Annotated in this window: 18 protein-coding genes; 10 read left to right on the top strand and 8 right to left on the bottom strand. The window is 64.4% G+C overall.

Annotation, left to right across the window (positions count from 1 at the left end):
• Window positions 1-116 precede the first annotated feature (116 nt).
• From H6718_30515 to H6718_30530, 4 genes are all read left to right on the top strand, one after another.
• A complete protein-coding gene (locus tag H6718_30515; protein MCB9589788.1) occupies window positions 117-1,556 on the top strand; it encodes a hypothetical protein in 1,440 nt (479 codons plus the stop codon).
• Window positions 1,553-2,980, top strand: a complete 1,428-nt coding sequence (locus tag H6718_30520; GenBank protein ID MCB9589789.1) for a cytochrome c family protein — start codon at window positions 1,553-1,555, stop codon at window positions 2,978-2,980. Before H6718_30515 ends, H6718_30520 begins: the two co-directional genes overlap by 4 nt.
• Before the next feature lie 300 nt (window positions 2,981-3,280).
• Complete coding sequence (locus tag H6718_30525) at window positions 3,281-3,535, top strand: hypothetical protein (GenBank protein MCB9589790.1); 255 nt, start codon at window positions 3,281-3,283, stop codon at window positions 3,533-3,535.
• 44 nt (window positions 3,536-3,579) lie between these two features.
• Window positions 3,580-4,635, top strand: coding sequence for an Ig-like domain-containing protein (locus H6718_30530; protein MCB9589791.1), 1,056 nt, complete (start codon window positions 3,580-3,582; stop codon window positions 4,633-4,635).
• Between the two features lie 9 nt (window positions 4,636-4,644).
• On the opposite strand, the gene H6718_30535 is transcribed toward H6718_30530, so the two are convergent.
• Window positions 4,645-5,625 (bottom strand): hypothetical protein, encoded by a 981-nt coding sequence (locus tag H6718_30535; protein ID MCB9589792.1) that lies wholly within the window; start codon window positions 5,623-5,625, stop codon window positions 4,645-4,647.
• 164 nt (window positions 5,626-5,789) lie between these two features.
• Here H6718_30535 and H6718_30540 point away from each other — a divergent pair, with 164 nt between their 5' ends.
• Window positions 5,790-10,001, top strand: coding sequence for a sigma 54-interacting transcriptional regulator (locus tag H6718_30540; GenBank protein ID MCB9589793.1), 4,212 nt, complete (start codon window positions 5,790-5,792; stop codon window positions 9,999-10,001).
• 6 nt (window positions 10,002-10,007) lie between these two features.
• Here H6718_30540 and H6718_30545 read toward each other — a convergent pair whose 3' ends face one another.
• Window positions 10,008-10,874, bottom strand: coding sequence for a nucleotidyltransferase domain-containing protein (locus H6718_30545; protein ID MCB9589794.1), 867 nt, complete (start codon window positions 10,872-10,874; stop codon window positions 10,008-10,010).
• Window positions 10,875-11,022: 148 nt separating this feature from the next.
• Here H6718_30545 and H6718_30550 point away from each other — a divergent pair, with 148 nt between their 5' ends.
• Window positions 11,023-11,919: a DNA adenine methylase gene (locus tag H6718_30550; protein MCB9589795.1), complete on the top strand. Its 897-nt coding sequence runs from the start codon at window positions 11,023-11,025 to the stop codon at window positions 11,917-11,919.
• A 17-nt stretch (window positions 11,920-11,936) separates the two neighbouring features.
• On the opposite strand, the gene H6718_30555 is transcribed toward H6718_30550, so the two are convergent.
• Complete coding sequence (locus H6718_30555) at window positions 11,937-13,661, bottom strand: protein kinase (protein MCB9589796.1); 1,725 nt, start codon at window positions 13,659-13,661, stop codon at window positions 11,937-11,939.
• A gap of 222 nt (window positions 13,662-13,883) precedes the next feature.
• Window positions 13,884-15,377: a VanW family protein gene (locus H6718_30560; GenBank protein ID MCB9589797.1), complete on the bottom strand. Its 1,494-nt coding sequence runs from the start codon at window positions 15,375-15,377 to the stop codon at window positions 13,884-13,886.
• A gap of 412 nt (window positions 15,378-15,789) precedes the next feature.
• Between H6718_30560 and H6718_30565 the strand changes: the two genes are divergently transcribed.
• Complete coding sequence (locus H6718_30565; GenBank protein ID MCB9589798.1) at window positions 15,790-16,968, top strand: class I SAM-dependent methyltransferase; 1,179 nt, start codon at window positions 15,790-15,792, stop codon at window positions 16,966-16,968.
• Between the two features lie 75 nt (window positions 16,969-17,043).
• Here H6718_30565 and H6718_30570 read toward each other — a convergent pair whose 3' ends face one another.
• The 4 genes from H6718_30570 to H6718_30585 form a co-directional block, all read right to left on the bottom strand.
• Window positions 17,044-19,092 carry a transglycosylase SLT domain-containing protein gene (locus H6718_30570; protein ID MCB9589799.1) on the bottom strand — a complete coding sequence of 683 codons (2,049 nt, stop codon included), beginning with the start codon at window positions 19,090-19,092 and terminating at the stop codon, window positions 17,044-17,046.
• Window positions 19,089-19,457 (bottom strand): BlaI/MecI/CopY family transcriptional regulator, encoded by a 369-nt coding sequence (locus H6718_30575; GenBank protein MCB9589800.1) that lies wholly within the window; start codon window positions 19,455-19,457, stop codon window positions 19,089-19,091. The genes H6718_30570 and H6718_30575 overlap by 4 nt, the downstream gene beginning before the upstream one ends.
• A 235-nt stretch (window positions 19,458-19,692) precedes the next feature.
• The gene (locus H6718_30580) at window positions 19,693-20,316 is read right to left on the bottom strand and encodes a hypothetical protein (protein MCB9589801.1); all 624 of its coding nucleotides are present in this window, start codon (window positions 20,314-20,316) and stop codon (window positions 19,693-19,695) included.
• Window positions 20,317-20,452: 136 nt separating this feature from the next.
• Window positions 20,453-21,355 carry a hypothetical protein gene (locus tag H6718_30585; GenBank protein ID MCB9589802.1) on the bottom strand — a complete coding sequence of 301 codons (903 nt, stop codon included), beginning with the start codon at window positions 21,353-21,355 and terminating at the stop codon, window positions 20,453-20,455.
• 131 nt (window positions 21,356-21,486) lie between these two features.
• On the opposite strand from H6718_30585, the gene H6718_30590 reads away from it, so the two are divergent.
• The 3 genes from H6718_30590 to H6718_30600 are packed head-to-tail and all read left to right on the top strand — an operon-like array spanning window position 21,487 to window position 23,743.
• Complete coding sequence (locus tag H6718_30590; GenBank protein MCB9589803.1) at window positions 21,487-22,368, top strand: SH3 domain-containing protein; 882 nt, start codon at window positions 21,487-21,489, stop codon at window positions 22,366-22,368.
• A 4-nt stretch (window positions 22,369-22,372) separates the two neighbouring features.
• Window positions 22,373-23,209 carry a hypothetical protein gene (locus tag H6718_30595; GenBank protein ID MCB9589804.1) on the top strand — a complete coding sequence of 279 codons (837 nt, stop codon included), beginning with the start codon at window positions 22,373-22,375 and terminating at the stop codon, window positions 23,207-23,209.
• A 48-nt stretch (window positions 23,210-23,257) separates the two neighbouring features.
• Window positions 23,258-23,743, top strand: coding sequence for a hypothetical protein (locus H6718_30600; protein MCB9589805.1), 486 nt, complete (start codon window positions 23,258-23,260; stop codon window positions 23,741-23,743).
• Window positions 23,744-23,761: the final 18 nt, after the last annotated feature.

Genomic DNA, 23,761 nt, shown 5'->3' on the forward strand with positions numbered 1-23,761 from the left:
AGGTGGGTGCGTCACATGGGTTCAAGCGTCACCGCTTCGCGAAGCGGCTGCTAGCCGCTGCCGTTGCCGTGGAAGGTTTCGGCTGTGTGGCGCTGTCACCCGGCGTGGCCCAAGCCATGGACGCGGAGGTCACGGCGCGCGTCGACGCTCAGTTCTATACGCTGCAGTCGCCCTATGGGGATCCGCTAGTCCGCCGGAGACGCTACACGCAGACACTGGGGCTCGCGGTCTACAACCTCCAAGGCGACTACGTCCCGGGCGAGCCTCAGCTATTCGCCCGAGCCTTGATGCGCCTTGACGCGGATTTCGGGCAGGAGTCTCCGGAGCGCGATCCCAACCGCGGGGACCGCTACATCCCCGGCCTAGAGCAGGCGCCGATCGACCTGATGTACGCCTACATCGAAGGCCGGAACTACGCGGGCGGAATGCTCGGCTTCAAGCTCGGGAGGCAATACGTCACCGACGCCCTGGGCTGGTGGTCCTTCGATGGGGGCTCCGTAAGGCTGACCACGCCAGCTTATTTCCACGTGGATGTCTACGGCGGCTTCGAGCAACGGGGAGGGCTGCCCATGCTTAGCACTAGCCGCTTCGAGAGCCAGGGCGTCTATCGCGGAACCCGAAACGACCTCCAGCAGACCGACTACCCGAGTTTCCTTGAGGAGACGAAGCCAGCGCCTGCGTATGGCATCGCGATCGAGAGCGAAGGCGTTCACTGGTTGCACGGCAGGTTGAGCTATCGCAAGGTGATCAACCGAGACGAGGTCCTGCTTACTCCGTTTGGGGACCAGACTGGCGGCTACCACTTCGTCAAAGGCGATCGCGTCTCCAGCGAACGCGTCGGCTACGCCCTGCGCGTAAACCCCGGTGAGCTCGGGAGCGTGCAGGGTGAAGTCGTCTACGACTTGTACAACCAGGTCTTCAGCGAATACGGCGGCGGAGTGGACGCCTACGTCACTCCCCAGTTCACCGTCGGCGCAGACTACGACTACTACCTGCCTACCTTCGATGGCGACTCGATCTGGAACTGGTTCACCCACAACGGGCAGACCACGCTCACCGGGCGCACGGAGCTCGAGCTCAGCCGCGATATCGACGTCGCGCTGAGCGGTGGCGCTCGCCTGTACAAGACGGACGGGGACCCGGTCACCTACGGCGCCTATCAAGAGTCCACGCTGGAACCGGACCGCGACAGCATCAAGACGTTGGTCGATCACTTCGGTGATCTCTCCGGGACCTACCGCTGGCCCGCTGGCTCCGTCAACCTGCGCTCCATGCTGGAGACCGGAGAGCGCGGCCATCGCTACGGCGGCGACGTCACCACGCGGCAAGCCTTCGACAACCAGCGCTACGACGCGATGCTGAACTTGAGCCTCTACGACTGGAGTGACGCGCTTCGTCCCCAGCGCGACGCGACCAGCTTTGGCTACGTACTCGGCCTAGGTCACCAACTCGTGGAAGACGCCCGCGTCGGCGTCGAGTGGGAACACTTCACCAATCGCCTCGTTGGGCAGCGTTACCGTGTGGTAGCGACTCTGGACTTCAGTCTCCTGCGATGACTCCCCGAAGCCAAGCTCCGTCCCCTTCGGCCACGCAGCGCGTGTCCTGGTTACTCATGCTAGCGCTGTGCGTGCTCGCGTGCGTCGCCGGCTGGGCGAACGCCAAGCCGGGCCCCACCGCGAAGGCCAAGCCGGCAAACGCGAAATCTGCAGAGGCGAAGACGGATCGCCTACAAGCGGAGCACGTTCACGGCTTGGCTCCTTTGCCCGGCGACGCCGAGGTGCCGCTGAAGGATCGCCCGCCCGGTGCCACCAAGGACGACGGCGGCCCCAGCCCCGTGATTTTCCCTGCGCAAAAGCTCACAGTGCGCTTCAACCACAAGAAGCACGTGGATGAGCTAGGCATGACCTGCACCACGTGTCACGACGCAGCCAAGCGCAGCATCCAGAGCAGCGACTCCCTCTTGCCCTCCCCCGTGCGCTGCGACGGCTGCCACAGCACAGACCATCGCGACTTGAACGCGGTGAAGGGCGACCCCGACGACATGATGAGCCAGTGCGGCTTCTGCCACGTCGGCTACAAGGTGGGCGACGGCAACAAGGTCGCGCGCATGGACATCCCCACGCCGAACCTGCGCTTCAACCATAAGGCGCATCTCGATCGCAACATCGACTGCGCTCAGTGTCACGGCATGGTGAAGAACATCGAGCTTGCCACGCGCGATCAGCTACCACGCATGAAGGGTTGCTTCCGCTGCCACCAGAACCCCGGCACGGCGCACGGCGAAGCGAAAGGCGAGTGCACCACCTGCCACCTCACGAAGGGCGGCGACCAGGTGATGCGCACCGAATTCGCGAGCGGCACGTTGAAGCCACCGCGTTGGCTCCACAACGCCGGGCACGGGCCGGACTGGATCGAGCGTCACAAGCGCATCGCCGGCGCGGACTCGCAGATGTGCTCGAGCTGCCATACCGAGCAGTACTGCACGGACTGTCATGACGGCCGCGTACGTCCCCGCAAGGTGCACCCAAACGACTTCATCAGTATGCACCCCATTGCCGCACGGCAAAACTCACCGCGTTGCACCAGCTGCCATCAGCAGCAGACGTTCTGCATCGGTTGCCATCAGCGCTCCGGGGTCACCCTGAGCGGCCCCTACGCCAACTTCGCGGGTCGAGGTCGCTTCCATCCGCCCAAGGCCGAGTGGACAGACCCGCCACGCTCAGCGAACCACCACGCCTGGGAGGCCCAGCGGAACATCAACGCCTGCGTGAGCTGTCACCAGGAGCGCGACTGCCTGATCTGTCACTCCAGCGCCAGCGTTGGCGGGCGAGGAGTCGATGGCAGCGGCACCGCCGGGCAAGGCGTGAACCCGCATCCAAGTAACTTCAAGAGCCGCTGCGGACGCGCCCTGCGCAAGAACGCGCGCTCCTGCCTCACGTGTCACGATCCAGCGGATCCCCAGCTCCGGGAGTGTCGCTAGTCATGCTGAAGCGCTTCGGTCAGCTGTCCGGGATGTCCCGCTCACGCGCGGGTTCGGGGGTGAGGAGCGCTGCTCAACCGGTTGGAACCAATTGGGAATCGGAGAAAGGTCCGCAGCTCTCTGCGGTGCTTGGGAAGCGTTCGACAGCGCACCCTCTCCCCCCGAAAATCCGCGGAAAGCTTCAAGTTCCGTCGATTCCTCCGGCAAACCCCTTGCCGGGCTCATTGGCGCACGGCTATAGCCAAGGGCCCGCGAATTGGCGGTTTTCCGTCAATCACCCGTGGGAAGAGGAGGCCGTCCGTGAAGGAGCTCGTCCGCTACTTGCTCGACAACTTGCAATTGGATTTTCAGGGAGACATCACCATCGAGAAGATCCGGGAGTTTCTGCGGGAGGACGACAGCCGCGAAGCGCGCAAGCTGCTGAGTCGCCTGATCGAGGAAAAGGGCGCGGACGATCTGCTGCTCGCGCTGGCGGACGTCCTGCGCGAGAGCATCGAGAGCGGTGTGACCGAGGACAAGGTCCGCGAGCAGCTGAACCTCTTCGCAGAGGCCTGAGCCCCTCGACTTCCGCTGCGAGCGCGCGATTGCCTCTCCTCTGGGTGGCAATCAGCCTGACCGCGCTGGGCCTCGGAGGCTGTGACCAGGGCGAACCTGCTCTGGACACCAGCCGCGGCCCGGCGCTCCACGTCGTAGCGACATTCCCGGCTCCAGGAACCGGAACGGACTGCCAGAGCGCACCGAATTGCGAGGGCGTTCCACTGAACACCGATATCGAGCTGCGCTTCGATCGCTACCTCGATCCGGCGTCAGCGATCCGTCAGAGCGTTCTGCTCTACAGCACCACGCCCGACGGCGCGATCTTCTTGCAGCCGGAGTACGACGTCATCGAACGCGTGGTGCGCTTCCGCTTGTTTGAGAACGACCGCCTCCAACCGAGCACGCTGTACACCTTTGAGTTCGTCACGCCCACGGACGACTCGTCGGGCGGATTCCGTGCGTTCGACGGTGCACCCATCGAGGCAGGAGACGTCCCACTGAAGTTCAACTTCTTCACGGGGACCGCCGACGAGACCAAACCTGCGGAACCGGCAGTTCCGGACTGCAGGCAGATCTTGAATCTGTTCCGTGGGGATCGCGCTGGCTGCAGCGGCTGCCACGTGAGCACTCCCGAAGGCCGTGGTGGTTGCGACCCAGGCCAGGCTCCGGATCCCAGCACGGGGGAGTGCATCGCGGTCCCACGCCAGGGGTTGGACTTGAGTACCCTAACCGGCGTGGAGCGCACGGCCCTGAACCAGGTCGCACACCAAACGCAGATCGGGCCCAACGCGGACACGCCGCTGGAGAACCCGGGGCGAGTCGGCGTGCAGATGCCGATCATCGACCAGCAGCGCCCGGAGAATAGCTACATGATGTACAAGTTGCTCCGCAACGAGAGCAACTTCATCGACGGAGCAGCCCCCGGCACCAGCAACTACCGGGTAGCATTGCCTGGCGGAAACTTAGCACCCGACGCCGCTGAGCGTGACCGACTGCGCGAGTGGTTCGTGCGCCTCGACCCAATGCCGGCCCAGGGCTTCTCCTTGGAGCTGAGCGAGCTGCGAGCTCTACAAGCCTGGATCCGCGCAGGGGCCGATCTGGACGCTTGCAAGCCTTGATGCCTGCGCCTAGTTCGTTTTGCTGGGCACCGCCGCAGCGAGCAGGCGACCGCTCGGGAGCGGCAACAGATCAGTGATCGCAGTCTCGGAGGGCAACCCGTCGCGCAGCGGAAGCCACTCTTGCGTTCCCTCCTCCAGGGCGTATACCCCGTCCCACTGGGCGGCTAGCGCCCCGTGAGGCGTTCCAAGGATCTGAAAAGTGTAGAGTGCGGGGAGACCATGACTCACGTCGCTCCACGTCTCACCGCGGTCGCTCGAGCGCTTCACTCCGCCGGCGTACAACAGCGCGTAAACGTCGCCCCCGATGCCGGCGAGGTTGTGGGGCGTCTCTGTCAGCACTTGCTTCCAGTGCGCGCCGCCATCGCTCGAGCGTTGCACTCCGTGAACGTCTCCCATGTAGAGTTCCTTTCCCAGCGCCACGATGCCCTTCACTTGAGCGTCGCCGGTGAGGTGGCTCCAGCGCTGGCCAGCGTCCTCGTAGCGGTAGAGCCCTGAGTTGGTTCCAAGCAACACGCTCTCAGCGGTCGCCAGTAGTCTTCGCGTCTTGAGGTTCTTGAGGCCCTGGTTGGCGCTCACCCATGTTTCCCCGCGGTCTTGGGAGAGCACGACACCCTGGCTCAAGGTCCCTACCAGGACCATCCCATCCCGAGCGGCAACGGCGTTGAGCTGTGTCACCTTGCAGCTCTCCGCGCGGCGCCAAGTCTGACCAGCGTCGTCAGATTGCCAGAGTCCATGGGAACCGGTCGCAGCAAAAACGCGGCCGCCTTGTTCCGCGAACTCGGTTACGACCACCGCCTCGGGCAAGCCACCTGATGATCGCCGCCACGACCGAGTGTCCCGGTCGAGGGTGAACACCCCGCTGCGCGCGGCCGATGGAGCGGAAGGGCGCGCCGCGGAGGAGGCGGAGACCAACTGATGACCTTGGGGCTCGGCGCGTTCATCGCACGCGGACACCAGCAGTACCAAGACGCAAGTAACTCCGAGGCGCACGCCCCCCAGCTTGGCCTGATTCTCCTGGCCTTTGCCAGATGCACATCCGTAGCACGCGCCCAGGCGTCGAAAGCGGCAACGACGCAGGACACCGGCAAACGCCAATGCCGTACGCGAGCGCCAACTTGATTGACATCTCACGTTGCTCCCATAGACCATGAAACATGGGCCGTTCGCGACTACCGCCAACTTCGTTGGCGCCCGCTGACAGCGTCGATAGTCCGGCGGCGGGGCAGCTTGGGCAGCTCATCGGGGAAGGCGGCAGCGCCTGGGTGTATCGAACCAGCGACGGTATCGCCGTGGTCAAACTCGCAAAGCCTGACCACGCGGAAACACTCGTCAGTGAGGCACAGCGTGCGCTGTTCCTACGCAGTGCCGCCCTGCCTGAACTCCTCGAGGTGGGCGAGCTCACTCGTTCAGCTCTGCCGAAGGAGGCGCAGTCATCGCCTGGGCTCTATTCCGTGTGGCACTACCTGCCAGGCGCGGACGCTGATGGGCTGGCGCTTGATGAACACAGCCTGCTGTACCTGTTGCGCGACGTCGCACGCGGCCTGACGGAGTTGCACCGTTTGGGCCTCGCACACGGCGACATCAAGCCCGCCAACGTACGCTACGACTCAGCACAGCGTCGTGGGTGGTTGCTCGATCTCGGCATGGTCGCGCCCCTGAGCACGCACGTCCCGATTGGTGCGACCCCGCGCTACCTCGATCCGAGCTTGAGCGAGGGGCGCCCGAGCGATGCCCGAGCGCGTGATCTCTACGCGCTCGGCCTGACTTTGCTCGAGCTCTTGGTACCCGATGCGCGCGGCTGGACGACGCCATCCGACCACCTGGAGCAGCTCCCCGACACGCCCCTCGGGGTGCTGATTGAGAACCTTCTGGCACCGGAGAGCCAACGTCGCCCGCCAGCCTGCTGGTTGTGGAGTGAAGCGAGCCGCTTGCTCGGGGAAAGCGATCCTGCACTTGCCCCGTATCCAATCCTCGCGGAATCGAGTTACATCTGGGTGAGGCGAAAAGAGCTCCTGTGGGCCGCGCAGGGCACACCACGCTTGGAACTCGAGGGCCCACCGCGGCGCTGGGTGGAGCGCAGCCTCTCACTGCTGGGGCCCCTCGCCAGGTTGGGCTCCCACGAAAAGGCCAAGTCGGAACGTTGTATCAAGCCGCTCTCACCCACTGAGTTGCGCGCGTGGATGGTCCAGCTAATCGGCGCGGAGGCTGCCAGCTTCGCTCCGCTCCGCCTGAGCGAAGCGGAGCTCGCTCAACGGGTAGCCACCCACTGCGAGCGTTTTCCGGCCACGCTGCTCACGGAACGCGAGCTCGCCGACTCCCTCTCCCCGACGCCGCTACCGCGTTCCCTGCAGGTGCTGGCGCTCGGCCTCGGCCAGGAACCGAGTCTCGGCTATTTGCTAGCAGGAGTCGACCTGGTGCGCCGTGGCGACGCGGATGTGGAGCTGCGCTGCGCCCTCGCCAGAGCGCTGCGTCGCCGATCCGAGTTCGCGAGCGCGCTGGACCTGTTGAATCAACGCAGCGAATTAAGTTGCCGCGCGGAATATAGCGAAACGCTGCGACGGATGGGTGCGAGGCAGGCAGCCATCACCTCAGCGCAAGCGGCTCTGGAGAGCCTCTCCTCGCTCGAAGCCCTCCCCAACGAAGAAGCCTGGGTTGGGGACCGGCTTCGCGGCACCCTGGCCCGCGCGCTCATGGAGACGGGAGATCTGAAAACCGCCGCCGAAGCTCTCCGCGGAGACTCGCCAGCGATCTCCACCTTGGAAGCGAGGGTGTTGCTCGGCATGGCACAGGACTCACCGGTAAGCGCCATCGAAACGGATCTCGAGCTTGTCGAGAGTCACGCAAGAGGAGACGAAGAGCGAGCGCGCGCTCTGGGTTTGAGAGGCTACTTCGAACATCGACGGGGGCGAGTCGGCGAAGCCCGAGTCGCCTTCGAAGGCGCCGTTCAGCATGCGAGCCGCGCCGGGGCACGAGCCGAAGAAGCGACCTACCTCACCGGCCTAGCCGCAACGGCGAGCGACGCCGGACACTTGGGCCAAGCGATCTCCGCGGCGGAGCGGGCGAGTCTGATCTTCGGTCATCTACAGGAGCTGAGCCGTGCAGCGCGAGCCCAGCTGAATCTCGGCTCGGCGTTGCTCGCGGCCGGAGCATACGCGCCCGCTGGCGCCGCATTCGCCAAGGCGGCGGACCTGGCTGGTCGCAGCGCGGACGAGCCTTGTCAACACGCGGCAGCGCTCAGCGAGCTAGAGCTCGCGGTTTACCGCGCGGATTTTTCTGAGGCAAACTTGGCGCTACTTGGCGTCACACTCGAGCAAACTGTCGAGCTCTTCAAAGCGCCCTCCCCCGCGGAGCGCTTATCCCTGGGCGCGCTTCGGCTGCGCGCAGAGCGCGTCCGACGGGAACACGCCGCGGCGCCATTTTCCGGAGAGCTTTCCCCTGCCGAGCTACCTGAACTCGAACAGCTCGGCTTGGATTCCACGCTGCCCTCAACTTGTCGCTTCGAGTGGTGGAGAGCCCGCGGACTGGCCTTGCTCAGCCCCAAAGCGGCGCCGTCGGCACCGGGCCGTCCCGACTCCGTACTGCGCCAGCTCGTCGCGCTGGCAGCGGAGCAAGCTCCACTTGTCAGCAAGGGTCCCGCGCTGGCAGTGGGCGCTGCCCTCGCCGCCACGCTACGGGACGGCGACACCGCGAGGCGCTTGGGTCGTGCAGCCGAGCTCGCGGGGAGCCAGATCCTAGAAGGTATCCCCGCGGAATATCGATCCACTGGGGAGCGCCTGCCATGGCTCAAGCTCCTAGACGGTTTCTTCGATCTGGAGTCAGGTGGCCACGAGCTGCTCGCTGGCGCGCAGCTGCTGAAGCTAGAGCAGCTAGTAAGAGGGTTGGGGGTGAGGGGCAATTTGGGCGCGCTGTTGAACCAAGTTCTCGACGCCCTGGTGCTGTGGACCGGAGTGGAGCGTGGCTTGCTGCTCTTGAAGGCTCCCGGAGACCGCTTGCACGTGCGCGCGGCGCGCAACCTATCGCGCGAGGATCTATCACAAGATCAGCGGCAACTGTCCATGACGCTTGCGCGACGCGCTCTATCCGCGCGGCAACCGGTGGTCGCCGTGGACGCACTAGGAGAGCTGCCCGAGTTGACCGAGAGTGTGCATGCACTGAACCTGCGCAGTGTCCTCGCGGTGCCCCTGCTTGCGCGTGGTGAGGCGCTCGGCGTCGTTTACCTCGACGACCGAGATCGCCGCGGCGCCTTCGGCGAGGCTGAGCTCGCGTGGGTGCGCCTCCTTGGCAGCATCGCCTCGATCGCGATCGCAGAAGCGCGGGACCAACTCATGTTGCGGCGCGCGGCTCGCCAAGCTGAGCGCGCCAAACGCCGGCTCGAGCTAGCGCTACAGGCGGAACATCAAGAGTTGGTGTTGGCCAAACGACAACTCGGATCGCGTTCGCATCCGGAGATCGTCGGGGATAGCCCGGTCATGCTCGAGCTGCTTCGGCTCGTGGATCGCGTTGCTGAAACGGCGCTCCCAGTGCTGATTCTTGGAGAGAGCGGTACGGGCAAGGAGTTGATCGCGCGCGCGGTGCACCAGGGAAGCGATCGCCGCAAGCGCACGTTCGTGGCGGAGAACTGCGCTGCGGTGCCGGAGAGCTTGCTCGAGTCCACGCTCTTTGGCCACGTGAAGGGCGCTTTTACTGGCGCCGACAAGAGCCGCGTTGGGCTCTTCGAGTTGGCCGACGGCGGCAGTTTGTTCCTCGACGAGATCGGCGAGATGAGCCTCTCGATGCAGGCCAAGCTCCTGCGAGTGCTCGAACGCGGAGAGATCCGCCCAGTGGGTGCCGCTTCAACGCGGCGCGTGGATGTGCGCATCATCGCAGCCACACATCGCGACCTGAATGACCTCGTGAAGCGACAGATTTTCCGTGAGGATTTATACTACCGACTTGACGGTTTCTCCCTTCACCTGCCTCCCCTGCGCGAGCGACCAGGTGACATTCGTCTGCTCTGCCAGCACTTCCTTGGGCAACTCACGTCCCCCGCACCCAAGCTCAGCGCTTCAGCACTGCGTCTCCTCGAGGAATACGCTTGGCCCGGCAACGTGCGACAGCTCCAGAACGAGCTGATGCGCGCTGCGGTGTTGTGTGACGGCGTGCTCCGCCCGGAACACCTGAGCCCTGCAGTCCATGGAGAAGCTCGAGAAGCCGAAGTCGGCCTCGACTTGAAGCGCGCCCTCGAACTCTTGGAGCGGAAGCTAGTGGGCGCTGCGCTGACTCGCACCAGCGGAAATCAGACGCGCGCGGCGAAGCTCCTGGGAGTCTCGCGCTTCGGTCTGCAAAAGATGCTCAAGCGTCTCGAGATCGACGCCGCAGGCAACTAGAGCAGCCTAGCCCGCCTCGGTGCCGCGCGCTTCACGCAAGAAGTCGCTCACGACCTGCGCAAGGTTCGGGTCAATGGTTGGCCAGGCCAGCGCCGCGTGAAGCTCCAAATACAGCTCCCGCGCGGCGTCCAAAGCCGCGAAGCAGCGCTCGGGATCTGGTGCCCCGACGGTCTTTGCTAGCGCCTCACGATAGCGAGGCGCGCGCAGCTCGAACCGGCGCAGGCCTTGGGCGGCGAGGCCGGTCTGGCCGCTAGCCAACTGCGCCATCGGCCCGAGTACCCGCGCGCGCAAGAAACCCAGGAGGTCGAGACACTCGAACACCTCGCCCCGTGCGGCCTTCGTGCCTGCATAGTGCAACCAGGTCCAAACTCGAGGCATCACCCAGGCGGGCTCCACGCAAGGCAGCTCGATTAGTTCGCTCTCGATCGAGGGGCGAAGTTCGGGGTCCTTGCAGAACAACAGACCTCGTTCCTCGACGCGTTCCCCCGCCTCGCTGGGGGTCACGAGCTTCAAGTCGACATGCAGGAGCGGCGGGTTGAACAAACAAATCAGCAGCCGCGGTTCACGCAAGTGGTCACCGCGAAACGCGCTGAGGCAACCGAGCTCATGGGCGAGCCGCTCGCCCTCGAGCAGCGAGTCGCGCTCGGCGTCCCTGCAGACGAGGGTCAAGTCGAGGTCCGAGTAGGCATCGCTCTTCCCGTTGTGCAGCGAGCCCCCAAGCAAACAGGCCCTTACCTCGCTTCGACGCTCAAGGGCGGACACCAACCGCTCGAGAAGTGCTGCGTGGGGCGCCGGCCAACACGCATCCAGCCAACTCCGGTTTGCGCGGGCCGCGTCCAGAGCGCCGTTGCCGTCTTCCGACCGCTCAACCATCCGGAAGACTCTGCCAGAATCTTTACGCACGATCGATAGCCCGCTAATCGAGGTCAATGCTGAGTTTTTGGGGCTTTGGAACCATCAGGCGAAACGGGGCGCGTTGCTCGTCCTGCGCAGTCCGCACCGCTCTCTGCGACGAGTCGTGATGGTCCGAGAGACTCCCAAGCGGCAGAAGCGCACGGCGCCTGTAGTCGAAGAAGAAGAATGGACCGGTGGCTTGCCTCCCCCCAAACCCGTCTTGAAATGGGCGGGCGGCAAGAGCCGATTGATCCCAGACGTACTCGCGCGCCTGCCGCAGCGCATCGCGACCTACTACGAGCCGTTCCTCGGCGGCGCGGCCATCTTCTTTGCGCTCGCGCGGGAGAAGCGCTTCGAGCACGCGATCCTGACCGACAAGAACCCTGAGCTGGTCGACGTCTACCGCGCAGTTCAACAGGACGTGGAGAGCGTAATCGAGGAGCTCTCGCGCATGCCCCATAGCGAGCAGGCCTACTATCATATCCGTGCGCAAAAACCGCGAGGGCTAAGCAAACGGGCCGCCCGCACCATCTACTTGAACCGCACGGGTTACAACGGCCTCTACCGCGTGAACCGCTCAGGCGAGTTCAACGTGCCGTATGGGCGCTACAAGAACCCGAAGTACTGCGACCCACCGCGCCTGCGCGCCGCGTCCCTCGCGCTACAAGGCGCCGAGATCTTCGTGTCCGACTTCGAGCAAGCGACCCGTGACGCGAACAAGGGGGATGCGATCTACTTCGACCCCCCCTACGTTCCGCTCTCCCCGACGTCCAACTTCACGGCCTACCACCGCGAGCCCTTCGGCTTAGGGGAGCAGGAGCGTCTGGCGATCCATTTCGACGAGCTCGGGCGGCGACACGTACAGATCGTACTGTCCAACTCCGACACGCCAATCACTCGCGAACTCTACAAACCTTTCCACGTGGATAATGTCTCAATGCCACGTGCGATCAACTCGCGCGGTTCAGGCCGCGGAAAAGTTGGCGAACTGCTGGTCGTCCACCGACGCCAGAAGCTCAAGTAGCGCGTCGTTGCGCCGACTCAGGCCGCGTCGGCTTCCAGCTCTTGGAAAAGCGGGCGCAGCTCGGGGTTAGCCCGCAGCGGGGCACAGAAGGCGGAGGCGAGCTCCAAGAGTTCGCTCTCCAAGTCGTCTGCACGCTTTCCCGCGGTACTGATCGCCGACTCGCACTGGGCACGCTCTTGTTCGATGGTCTCCTCGTGACGAGCCATGCTCTCACGCAGGCTCTTCACCTGGAACTCCAGATCGTCGACCTCGGTACGCTTATCCGCGAGGAACCTCTCGGCTTGGCGCACCTGCTCGCGGATCGCCACCCACTGATCCATGAGGTCCGCCACGTCGCGGTACGCCTTGGAGAGCTCGGCGTACGGCTCCTGGAAGCCACTCCGCCCCTCCCAAAGGATCACCTGACGATGGGTCGCGACCACCTGTTCGCGTTGTGCGTCGAAGTGCCGCCTGAGCTCGGTGACGCGCTGATCGGCTTCCTTGGCCTTGTCTCGGCCACGACTCGCGTCGATGCCCAGGGCATCCATCGCGTTACCGAAGCGCTGCCGGCCTTCTTTCCCGCGCTTTTCGATCGCCTCGAGTTTGCGCTGGTCCTGCATCCCTCGGTTGCGCAGCTCACTCACTTCCTGCACCAAGCGTTTCACCCCGGAAAGCTTGTCCAGCAGATCGCGTGGCGGGTTTGCTGGGTAGACCTTGGTGAGCATCTGCTCGAACACGATGGTGCGACGCACCCAGCGGTCGAGCGCCACGGGGGGTAGCGTTGGAGCGGGACCGGCATCGCTGAAGCGCTCGTGAGGCTCCTCGGGGACGCGAATGCCGATGGCGCCCGCGATGGCGACTAGATCATTGTGCAAACGATGTGCGTCGACGGGACGATCCTTTGGATCTTTCGCCATCAGCTGCACGACGAGTTGATCAATCGCCTCGGGGATCGAGTCGTCTACCGCACGTGGATGCGGCGGCGCTTCCTTCATGTGTTTGAGGAAGAACGTCGCAACGTCCGGTGCATCGAAAGGCAAGAGGCCCGTGAGCATCTCGTACATGATCACGCCCACGGCATACAGATCCGCTGCCGGGCCCGCCTCCGTCGAGGTGATGCGCTCGGGGGCCATGTACTGCGGCGTTCCGAAGACCTCACCAGCACCCGTAAGCCGGGTGTCCTGCATCGACCGCGCGATACCGAAGTCGAGCAGCTTGATCACTTCGCTGCCGTCATCGGCGCGAGCGACGAAGATGTTCTCCGGCTTCAGGTCCCGATGGATCACCTCGAAGTCGTGGGCGCGCGCGAGGGCGCGGGCGATCTGGATCCACTGAGGGAGCGCGCGCTCCAGCGGAACCTTTCCGCGCGAAACCAGCTCGGCGAGCGACTCACCGACCAGTAGCTCCATCACCAAATAGAGCGTGCCGTCCTCCAGCTCACCCTGGTCGAAGATCTCGATGATGTTGGGATGAGCGAGCTTCTGGGCGCTCTTCGCTTCCCGACGGAAGCGCTCCCGCACAACCTTGTTGCCGGCGAGCGCCGCACTCATGATCTTCACGGCGCAGGGTCGGTCCACAAGGCGATGACGGGCGCGGTAGACCGTGGCCATGCCACCTTCGCCGAGCACGTCCTCGATCAAGTAGCGACCGCCGATCGTGCTGCCGATCAACGGATCCTGGATTTCGATCAGCTGGTTCCCGTCGACAAAGCAGGTCGTGCTCTCACTGGGATACTTCAGATTGCAGACGGGGCACTGCTTCATGACTGAGAGCCAACGGGCGTTCCGGGGACGCGTTCAGACGAGAGGGAGAGTACACCAGGCAGCTCTGGAAGCGGACGCGTCCGAGCCAACAAACCGCTCCGGTTCACAGCCGAGAAGCGCCCTCAGCATCAAAAGGTGCTCTGGTCGGCCGCGACTCGAAACCCGCTCAGTTCCACTCTGTTCGGCGTAAACTTCATTCATTTCAACAACTTAGAGACAAACTCAGGGTTCGAAGGGCTGCTGTGTGGCGATCACGACCCCAGACTGCTCCGCCTCGGCTGCCTCGCTGGCAGCTTGATCGCGAGCCTCTACCGAACCCTCAGCGGGCGGTGGCAACAAGTCGCTCAGCTCCGCGCCCGGGGGGACAATGAAGTGCTCGTCGGTTGGCGGATACACGTCGACGGTTTCCTCCACACGCGACGTGCCATCAGCCAACGCGAACTCGCGCACGCGGCGCAGTCGATAGCCACGGATCCCCTTCTGCTTCTTGATCACGGTGCCTTCGCTGAGCCAGCTGCTCTCGGTGACTTTCCGCTTGAAGGGCAGAATCGCGAGCGTTTCCGTGTGCCAACGCACGCTTGCAGGCTGCTCCGCACCTAGGAGCTGCACGATCAGCTCGTTGCCCTTGACCACGGTGTGGACGACCAGCGGCTCTGACCAGGGATTCTTCACCTTCAAATCGACGCTCGGCCAAGCCACGGTGGAGTCCAACCCGAGGGGCATATAGGCGGAGGGGCGCGAATGTGGCGCGCGCTCAACGATGTCCAGACCGCCGTAGACGGCTGCGGCGTGCAGCGTGCTCGACACTTGACACGTGCCACCGCCAATCCCTCGCACCATTTCTCCTCGGAAAATCTCCCAACCGGGACGGAAGCCATTATCCAGGGTGCGCGCACCAACGAGCGCGTTGAAGCTCACGAGCTCTCCCGGGGGCAAGACGACGCCGTCCAGCCGCTTCGCAGCCGTCTCGATGTTGGTGGCGCGATTGTCAGCATCGCCGCCGCGAGAGAAGCGTGAGCTGTACTGCGCGACGACGCGCTGCATGCCGATCTTTGACAGCGCTTGAACGCTCAGCTGCGGCGAAATCTGAACGTCGACCAGCGCGACCTTCCGCTCGCCTCGGCGTAGAGCAACCAGCAACGCGTCGACGCTAACGTCGACATCCAAGTACACGCCGGGCCTATCGGGGACGACTTCTGGAGACTCAGGCAGTGGATGCTTGGGGTCCAACACACCAAGCCCCGTCAGCTCGAAGCGCGCATCCACACCGGGCCGGTCCTGCGCCTCCTTCAGCCCATCGAGCACACTGGCGAACACCACGCGGTCGAAGTGGTACGGCAACGGCAGATCGATCAGCCCAAAGCGAGCCGCTCGCATTTCCTCCCAGCGCTCGAGCCAGCTCCCATGGCGCCCCACGCGCTCGGCGCGCCGCACAAGCTCCGGGATGTCCACTTGGAGGCCGAGCTCCTCCAGGCTCGCCTCGACTGCGCTCTCTCCCTGACCGAGCAACGTCACGCGCGTAGCCTTCAACGCAGCAACTCGACGCTCGATTTGTGGAGCGATCGGCTGGCCAGGAGCCAGTGAAGCGCCACCGAGCTTCACCCCCGGAGCCACTCCAAGCTTCGGTGCGCGGGGAAACTGCCAGGCCCCTCCCGCGCACGCCGCGAGAGCAACCAGTAGTGTCAACCAGCCGAACGCTCGTCGGATTCGACTCACGCGCTTGCTCCGAGTTGGTGCGCCTCGCCCATACGTCCCCGTGGCCGAAGCAGTGTGCCAGAAGGCGGAGTTTGTGCAACTAGCGGCGCTGGAGGTCGCGGCGTGCCTCTCGAGTCGCGTTACCTCGCGGCAACATCTTGTCTCCCGCTCTCGCGCAGGAAGGCCCACCCGGTCGGTCGCCACGCACCGCGAAAAACCCCACGCTTTACTGCGCAAAACACTTCGCACCCTGGCCATGGGTGCAGCTCCAAGTCAGCAACCCATCACGATTCAGTCTGTACGTCGACCCGCCGCTGATCCATGCACGTGCCCGAGGGGGCCTCTCCCCCAAACCTTCACACGCCGACCCTTTCAATCGACCGTTATTCGTGCTCGGGTGCGGCCTCCACAGCCAAGGTTCAAGGTGCAGAGAATGAGCAGTCTGACTGACTACATCGTATTCAACGACAAGAAGCTTGCCGCGCGTTACGCGACCAAGCGCATCCCGATGGCGACGCTTTACGAGGCGTACTTCGACGGTGACATCGACATCCCCGGCGATATCTACGCCTTCTTGCGCAATCGCAACCTCTTCGTGAACTACTCGCTCACGTCGCAGCACCTGAAGTGGGCTGTCACGAACTTCGTTCCTGAGGTCGTGATCCACTCGAAGCTCCAGGACCAGCGCATCGTTCGCGAGCACTACGATCGCGGAAACGACTTCTTCGAGTGGTTCCTGGGTGACCGCATGGTCTACACCAGCGCCTTCTTCGAGGATCCCGCAGAGGAGAGCTTGGAGCAGGGCCAGGACAACAAGATGAACCTGGTGGCGAAGAAGCTGCAGCTGAAGCCCGGCGAGCGCCTGCTCGACATCGGCTGCGGTTGGGGCACCCTCGCTCGCCACACCGCCAAGTACTTCGGCACGGACTCCACCGGCGTGACCATCGCCGAGCGTCAGACCGAGTTTGGCAACAAGCGCATCAAGGACTGGGGTCTGGAGAAGCAGGCGCGCATCCTGTGCAAGGACTACCGCGACATCCCGAACCAGAAGTTCGACAAGATCGTCAGCCTGGAAATGGTCGAGCACGTCGGCGTGAAGAACCTCGTGTCCTTCTACGAGCAGGTGCGTGACCTCCTCACCGACGAAGGTCTGTTCCTTCTGCAGTGGACCGGCCTACGCCGCGGCCTGCGTCCCGAGGATCTGATCTGGGGCTTGTTCATGAACAAGTACATCTTCCCCGGTGCCGACGCGAGCCTGCCCCCGGCGGCGATGCTCAAGGCGATGGAGAAGGCTGGTTGGGAGACCCACAGCGTCGAGAACGTCTCCATCCACTACTCGTGGACGATCAAGAAGTGGCACGACAACTGGCTGAGCAACAAGGACAAGGTCCTGGCTGCCTACGGCGAGCGCTGGTTCCGCATCTGGCACATGTTCCTGGCTTGGTCGGTGATCATCGCCGAGCAGGGCAACGCTTCCTGCTTCCAGGTCGTGTTGAACAAGAACCTCGACCACTACGATCGTACCCGCTGGGTGCGCGAGAAGGCCGCCATCCTGGGCGACCGTCTGCGCATGAACGGAACCGCGCAGAACGAGATCCGCGCGGCGGAGTAATCACTCGCTAGGTCACGAATCAAAGCGCGTTCGGGCGATGCCCGAACGCGCTTTTTTCATGTGGGAATAATCGGGTTAGGGCTTCTCGTCGCCGTTCTCCCAGTACTGCCGCTTGCGCTGCAGTCGCAAGAACGGCCGCGGGTCGAGCAGCGCCCCTTGATCACGGATCTCGAACCGGAAGCGAGGTTCGCTGGTGCCGACGTCAGCCGCGGACCCGACGACATCGCCCTGTCCGAGTGCATCGCCAACCTTGACCGCGATGGATCCCAGGAGGCTGTACTCGGTCGTGAGGCCCGAGCGATGCTTGAGCTTGACGCTCTTGCTGGAACCGTCAGTGGCGTCGTCCACCTCGATCACGATGCCGGCCAGCACCGCCTTCACGACGGATCCGTGCGGCAAGCTCAACTCCAAGGCGGTGCGCCTTTCCCGTCCCTCTCCTATCCTAGACCGCTCTTCGATGGCCGGCGCGGGCGCCTCGGACTCCTTGAGTCGCTGCGTGACCACGCGCTTGCGCCAAGCGTCGTAGTGCGGAGACGTCTCCAGGTCCTTATCCCCGTAGAGATCGCCGAGGAAGGCGACGTAGCGCTCGGTCTCGTCTGGCAACCCGACACCAACTCGCGCCAAGTGTCTCTCCACCGCTTCCGAGCCCGCGTTGTAAGCGGACCACACGAGCTGGCGGCGTTCTGCCGGCGCTTTGTCGGCGAAGTGTGCAGACAACTCCTTCACCAGCTCTGCGCCGAGCCTAAGGTTCAACGCGGGCTCATAGAGCTCATCGTCGTTTCCGAACGGAATTCCTGCGCGTGCACTCACCGCCCTCGCTGTTGCGGGCATGAGCTGCATCAGGCCACGTGCACCCGCGGGGCTCTTGGCTTTCGGGTCCCCGCCTGACTCCGCCAACACCATCAGCGCCAGCAGATCTGCGTCTACCCCTGTGCGCTTCGCTTCAACGTTGAACAGGCCCTGATAGCGGTTCACGTCTGGGGGCAACCACTCGATGCTCAGCACTGAGGCTTGCGCCGCTTCAACTCCATCGTCGCTCCCCTGCGAATCAAGCGCCCCAGTGCACGCCGCGATCCCCGTTGCGCAGAGCCCGGCGACGAGCAAACTCGCCGCCCAGCCAAGCGCGGCTCGGCGCCTCGCTCGCGCGGCACCTCGGGGAAGCGCCTTGTCTTCTTCTGGTTGTCTCTTCATACTCACAATCCTCTCGATACGCGGCCTCAGGCCGCTCCCTAGCGCGCCCAACCCCGGCACGGGTTGGGCGTGCTGCTTTGACAGGCCAGCGATCGACCTGCGCAGCTCCTCAAGGCTCAGCAACGCCCTGGCGTAGCCAACCGGGCTCTCACCCCCGGCCAGCGCGTCCAGATCGCAGCAGAGCTCACGCTCCTCGCGCACGGCTCTTCCTAGCCACCAAACGGCAGGGTGGAAGAAAAAGATAATTTCCGTGCAGCTTTGCAATAGGTTGAGCAGAAAGTGGCGACGTACCACGTGGCCAATCTCGTGGCGCAAGATGGCCTCGACGCACTCGGGACTCAGATTGGTGAGCATGGAGAGCGGAAGCACCACCACCGGGCGCAGCACCCCCAAGGTATAGGGCACCACGCTCTCGCCAGCTATGCTGACGAAACGTAGGCGCGCTGGCGCGCCAACCTCCCGCGCCAGCGCCTCACAGATGCTCTGCCAGTGCGCCTCGAGGGGTTGAGCGCTCCGCAAGATGCGCCTGTCCCGCATGAGCAACCACAAGCCGCGCGCGCACAGGAAGGCGACAACCACGCTCCAAACACCCGCAACCAAGAGCTCACCGTGAAGGGCAAAGCCGTCAGCACTGGCTGGAGCGGCCTCGCCAACCAGTGGAGCGGTGGCAAGCGCGGGAGGCCGCGCGCCAGCTGCAACGAATGGGATCGGCGAAGAGTCGGGTGACGCGGCGTACTTCAAGATGGTGAGCAACAACGCAACTGGAAGCAGCAAGAGGCCGAGTGTCCCCAAGCGATGGCGCCCCACGGGGCCCAGATCGAACGCCCTCGAGCTGAACCAGTAGGCCAACGCCACCACCGTTGCCTGCCAGAGACTATGGGCCAGGCCGTAGCAGAGCAGCCCGGCAAAGCGCTCGAGCTCGGGAGCGCTCATTCGCCCTGCTCCTCGATGCGATCGAGTAGCTCTCGGATCTCGGCGATCTCCTCTGCGGATGTCTGCTTCATAGACAGCGCTCGCATGACCATGCCGCTCGTAGAACCCCCGAACGCCTTGCCAAGCAAATCTTTCAACAAGGTCCGCTGAACCTGGTCTCGCTTGATTGCCGCGCGGTAAATATGGCTACGGGCGCTGTCGTCCCGCAGCACCAGACCCTTTTCGAACATGATCTGCAGCTGCTTCAGGGTCGTGGTGTACGCCCCTGGCTGCCCCAGCGACTCGTGAATGGCGCGCACGGTTCCGGGCCCGTGGTCCCACAGCACCTGGAGGATGGTCAGCTCAGCGTCCGTCGGTTTGCTCATGACTACGATACGTTTAATACGACAGGCTTCGTAGTTTGGTCAAGCTTCGTACGAAACCTTTCGTACATAGCCAAAAACGAAGCGTTTTGTTGCTCTTGGGCGTTGGACCCGTCAGCGCCTACGAGCTTGGGACGCTCAAGCGGGGCACCCCTTGCCTCACCAGCGCCGTCGGCCTGGGCTGCCCAAACGAGTGACCGCGCGGATGCGTACGGCGATTGCCTGGTAGAAAGGGGGTTCAACCCGCCGTGCGGTCGAACTCGATGATCGGCCGAGGGTTGCCGTTGGGCCAGCTGACGGTCAGCTTCCGGGAGCCCCACTCGGACCAGTTGAAGGTCCACACCGCGTAACCGTTCTTGCGCACCTGCATGACGATGCTCGCGACGCCCTTCTTCACGAAGGCGGGGATCCCCCCGGCGTTTCTACCTTCCGTCAGCGCAGCGCTCAGCACTTGGTTCGAGCCGTTGCCCAAGGTGCGACAGCTAACCCGCAACCACTCGCGGATCAGCTTGGTCTCGCAGCCGAGGGGCGTGGAGTGGCGCACGGTGATTTCCCCAACGGCGTTCCACTCAGCGATCGTGGGGGGCTTGCTCGTTCCTTCCGTGGGGATACCGGTACGCGACTGCGGCTGCGCCGCGGCCGGCGCTGCGACCGGAGCTTCTTCTGGTGCAGCGGCGGCCGGAGTGGGTTCCGCGGGATTGGCGGGCAGCTCTGGCTGAGCAGCGGCGGGCGTGGGGGCCTGTTCGTCGTTCTGCTTGCAGGCAAGTAGAGCGACTAGCACCAGGGCCAGTGCACCTAACCCCCAAAACCCACCCTGCTTGCTTGAAGGGCCAACTTGCGATGATTGACTGCAGAACGTCATGAGACCTCCCCGGATTGATCAACTCAGGGTCGCTCCAGCTCGCCGGCAGCTCAAGCACGAACAACGCGGATTTCACGCACTTCGGTTGGGGGGGGAGGAGCGTACTGAGTGGACTACTGGAAGCTCTGCGGGTGAGTCACTGCGGACAGGTGTTGTCGCGTCGGTGCGGTTTCTCGGATGCGATGGCCTCACACAAAGAGTGACAGCTCGCCGACGGATTGGGACCGCACTCACGATAGTCCGCGCCGACCACGACTCCGGAACAGCTGCTTGGGATGACCCAGCAAGTACCGCCAGCGTCAGTGATATTGCAGCTGTCGCCTAGCTGAGCGCACTTGGCGCCGTTCGGACACTGAAGGCCCGCGATGCCCAAGCAAGTCTTGGTGCCGCTACCAGAGCACTCCCCCTTGCCGGCCACGTTCACGCCGTTGCGCGCAGCCAAGCAGGCGTTCCAATAGGTCACGCCATCGCAGCCGCACACGATGTCCTGGGTTTGACCGCAGCCTTCCCCACGCTTCACACACTGACCCGTTTGGTCCGAACAGTGCTGCTTCTGGCAGTACTGACCGGTGTCGCCGCAGTCGGCGTTGGTCTTGCAACCACCCGTGCCGCCCGTGCCACCTGTGGCGCCGCCGGTCCCGGTGCCTGCCGTTCCAGTTCCGGCTGCACCGGCGTTTCCGGTACCACCGCTGCTCATCCCCGCGGCGCCTGCGTTCCCCGCGGATCCAGCATTCCCCGCGGATCCACCGGTTGCGCCCGCGCTTCCTCCGACTGCGCCGCTGCCAGCGGCCGCACCGCTGCCGCCAGCTGCACTGCCCCCATTTGCGCTGCCGCCGCTCGCTTGGCCTCCGCTCGAGCTACCCCCTGAAGCCGAGCCACCGCTCGTCGATCCGCCCTGAGCCGCGGCGCCCGTGCCTGCGTCGCCGCCGCTGCCGCCAGTTTGGCCGTTGAAGAGCGAGCTATCATCGCTGCTCCCACAGCCGGCCACTGCCACCCCGAACACGACGCCAGTCACGGCGAACGGTCGAATCCAAGCCATAAGCCACCTCCCTGGTGCGCAAGCTTAGCACACGGGGGTTTTTCCCCACTTCGGCCTGGGAAGGGCCCAAGAATGCCGGGCGTTTTCCCACTCGAGCCGAGTCGTGCTAAGGCCCCGGGCAAGGAGTGACGATGGCGAAGAGCCGGGAAAAACTGCAGATCGACGTACCCGACGCCAAGCGAGATCGCCCGCATTTCGGGCGGATCGGTGGGATAGCCGCGGCTGGTTTCGCGGTGGGTCTGTTGCTTCCCGCCCTGACCGGTAAGCGCTTCGTGCCCGAGCCGCCCCCGGAAGACCGCATGCCTACCGCGGCCGAGGCCGAGAGCGCGGAAGAGGAAGAAGCGCCGCCCCCCGCCGCCAACGCCGCTCCCGCCGAGGCGCCCAAGCCGGAAGAACCCGAGGAGCAGGTGCAGACTGCCCGTGTCCAGCCCGGCAAGCCGCTGGTGCTCAGCTGCAAGGACAAGGCGGGCAACAAGGTGGCGAAGTGCGACGAGCTCGACTTGAGCGCGACGGTGGAAGCACGGCTGCTGAACCTCGCCAACTGTGAGGGCACTGAGGACGCATCAGGCACGCTGTCCATCGGCTTCGAGATCGACTTCGGCAAGAAGAAGATCGAGCGCATCCTGCGAGGCAAGAGCACGACCATCGCCGAGGCTCCCGCGCTGAAGCTCTACGCCTGCGCCGACAAGGAGTTCGAGACGGCCTCCGTCGATGGCGTCGATCACGAGCACACCGGCTACACCGTGTTCTACAAGGCGCAGCTTTTTCCGCCCGGCAACAAACCCGCGGCAGAGAAGCCTGAGGACACCGCGAACGAAGCCAGCGGCCTGGCCACGGTCGTGTGGAACTCCGCTGTCATCCGCTCCAAGCCGGACAAGGACAGCGATCGCCTGGCCAGCATCCTGCGCGGCACCCGCGTGACGGTGACGGGCAAGAGCGACAACTGGTACAAGATCAAATACGATGCCTCGGGTAGCGAAGGCTGGGTCTACAAAGACGCGATTGGCATGTAGACCGATGGTACGCGGACTCGCTTGCTCTGCAGTCCTATTCGGGTCGCTCGCGTGGTCACCTCAGGTCTTTGCTCAGGGGGGTGAGGAAGCCCCCGCAGCCGCTGGCGCCGAAGACGCTGCAACCGAGGACGCTGCAGCCAAACCAGCAGCCGCTGGCGCTGCCTCCGCAGCGGACCAGGCGGCGGCGCCTCTCGTCGTGGCGGAACCGGGAGCAGAAGCCCCGTCGCCCGAAGGCGGCAAAGGACAGGCCGGTCAGCAACTCCACGACGCACATTACCGCGTGAAAAAGGAGACGACGGTAGTCACCGTCAAGCGGACGCGGAAATCCCGTCTCAAGCCGCCGGAGGACGTGCGCGCTGGCCTGTCCCTCGCCGCCGGCAGCATCGCGACTCCAGGCATCGATCAGGGCTGGTATGGTCGCCTGGAGATGTCCGCTCTCGCGGGCAAGCGCGAAGGGCTCTTCGGAGGTGTGGTAGGCGCGGACGCTGGGTTCGAGTACTGGACTTCGAGCGATGGCTCCGGCGGAGGGATCCCGATGGCGGTCACGCTGGGTGCTCTCGGCCCGCTGACGCACTTTGGTCTCGATCTCGGGTTCGAGTTCTTGGTCGACGACCGGAACGACGACACCGGCTTCGGGATCTACTCACCGTTCGCGCGCGGCAAGCTTGGCTTCGACTTTGGACCGGTGATGATCTTGGCCGAGTCACAGATCCAGTACCGCTGGCAGTGGGGCGCGGAGGACTACACGGACTACCGCTTGGGAGTGAGCATCAAGCTCCTGGGTGAGCCCGAGCTACCAGCGCGTGTAGTGGAAGAGGGCCCCGAGCGCCCCTTCTACTAGCGCATGGCGCTCACTCGAAACGCCGCGGTGTGCTAGGGAATACCGAATATGACTGCTCGTCGCAGTGGCCGCATCCCTCGGGCCCAATCGCCGGCTCGTACCCAGAGCGCTAAGACCGCCAAGCCCCAGGAGGCCGATGCGGTGAGCGTCTCGCGTGTCGAGGCGGCAGCAAAGCCCAAGGCGAAAGAGCAAGACGTCGTCCTCGTGACTGGCCCAACCGACGATGGGAAGGGCATGAACGTGCTCCGCGCGAAGAACGACACCCTGCAGGTTGGCGCCGTGCGGCCGCTCGAAGAGGGAAAGCCGATCCTCGGGGAACTGGTCAAGCTGAAGCCGCGCGCGGATTCACCGGCTCTGTTCGACGTGGAGAGTCAGCTCCCAAGCCCTGCCCCCGCAAAGGACACGGCGGCAAAGCGCCAGCACCCCGGAGCTCGCGCGACCAGCGCTGGCCCCGCGCAAGTTGCGACGGACACCTACCGTTCAGGTTGGGATCGCATCTACAAGCGCAACGCAAAAAAGAGCCTGCCAAACTAGGCGCTCCCTCCGGTGTGC

It is taken from the genome of Polyangiaceae bacterium (assembly GCA_020633205.1).
GTDB lineage: Bacteria > Myxococcota_A > Polyangia > Polyangiales > Polyangiaceae > JAHBVY01.

Excerpts from the sequence above, each read along its gene's own strand:
- H6718_30540 (MCB9589793.1), top strand. The coding sequence starts at position 5,790 with ATGGGCCGTTCGCGACTACCGCCAACTTCGTTGGCGCCCGCTGACAGC.
- H6718_30520 (MCB9589789.1), top strand. The coding sequence starts at position 1,553 with ATGACTCCCCGAAGCCAAGCTCCGTCCCCTTCGGCCACGCAGCGCGTG.
- H6718_30580 (MCB9589801.1), bottom strand. The coding sequence starts at position 20,316 with ATGACGTTCTGCAGTCAATCATCGCAAGTTGGCCCTTCAAGCAAGCAG.
- H6718_30550 (MCB9589795.1), top strand. The coding sequence starts at position 11,023 with ATGGTCCGAGAGACTCCCAAGCGGCAGAAGCGCACGGCGCCTGTAGTC.
- H6718_30575 (MCB9589800.1), bottom strand. The coding sequence starts at position 19,457 with ATGAGCAAACCGACGGACGCTGAGCTGACCATCCTCCAGGTGCTGTGG.
- H6718_30595 (MCB9589804.1), top strand. The coding sequence starts at position 22,373 with ATGGTACGCGGACTCGCTTGCTCTGCAGTCCTATTCGGGTCGCTCGCG.
- H6718_30570 (MCB9589799.1), bottom strand. The coding sequence starts at position 19,092 with ATGAGCGCTCCCGAGCTCGAGCGCTTTGCCGGGCTGCTCTGCTACGGC.
- H6718_30585 (MCB9589802.1), bottom strand. The coding sequence starts at position 21,355 with ATGGCTTGGATTCGACCGTTCGCCGTGACTGGCGTCGTGTTCGGGGTG.
- H6718_30555 (MCB9589796.1), bottom strand. The coding sequence starts at position 13,661 with ATGAAGCAGTGCCCCGTCTGCAATCTGAAGTATCCCAGTGAGAGCACG.
- H6718_30545 (MCB9589794.1), bottom strand. The coding sequence starts at position 10,874 with ATGGTTGAGCGGTCGGAAGACGGCAACGGCGCTCTGGACGCGGCCCGC.
- H6718_30600 (MCB9589805.1), top strand. The coding sequence starts at position 23,258 with ATGACTGCTCGTCGCAGTGGCCGCATCCCTCGGGCCCAATCGCCGGCT.
- H6718_30590 (MCB9589803.1), top strand. The coding sequence starts at position 21,487 with ATGGCGAAGAGCCGGGAAAAACTGCAGATCGACGTACCCGACGCCAAG.
- H6718_30515 (MCB9589788.1), top strand. The coding sequence starts at position 117 with ATGGACGCGGAGGTCACGGCGCGCGTCGACGCTCAGTTCTATACGCTG.
- H6718_30565 (MCB9589798.1), top strand. The coding sequence starts at position 15,790 with ATGAGCAGTCTGACTGACTACATCGTATTCAACGACAAGAAGCTTGCC.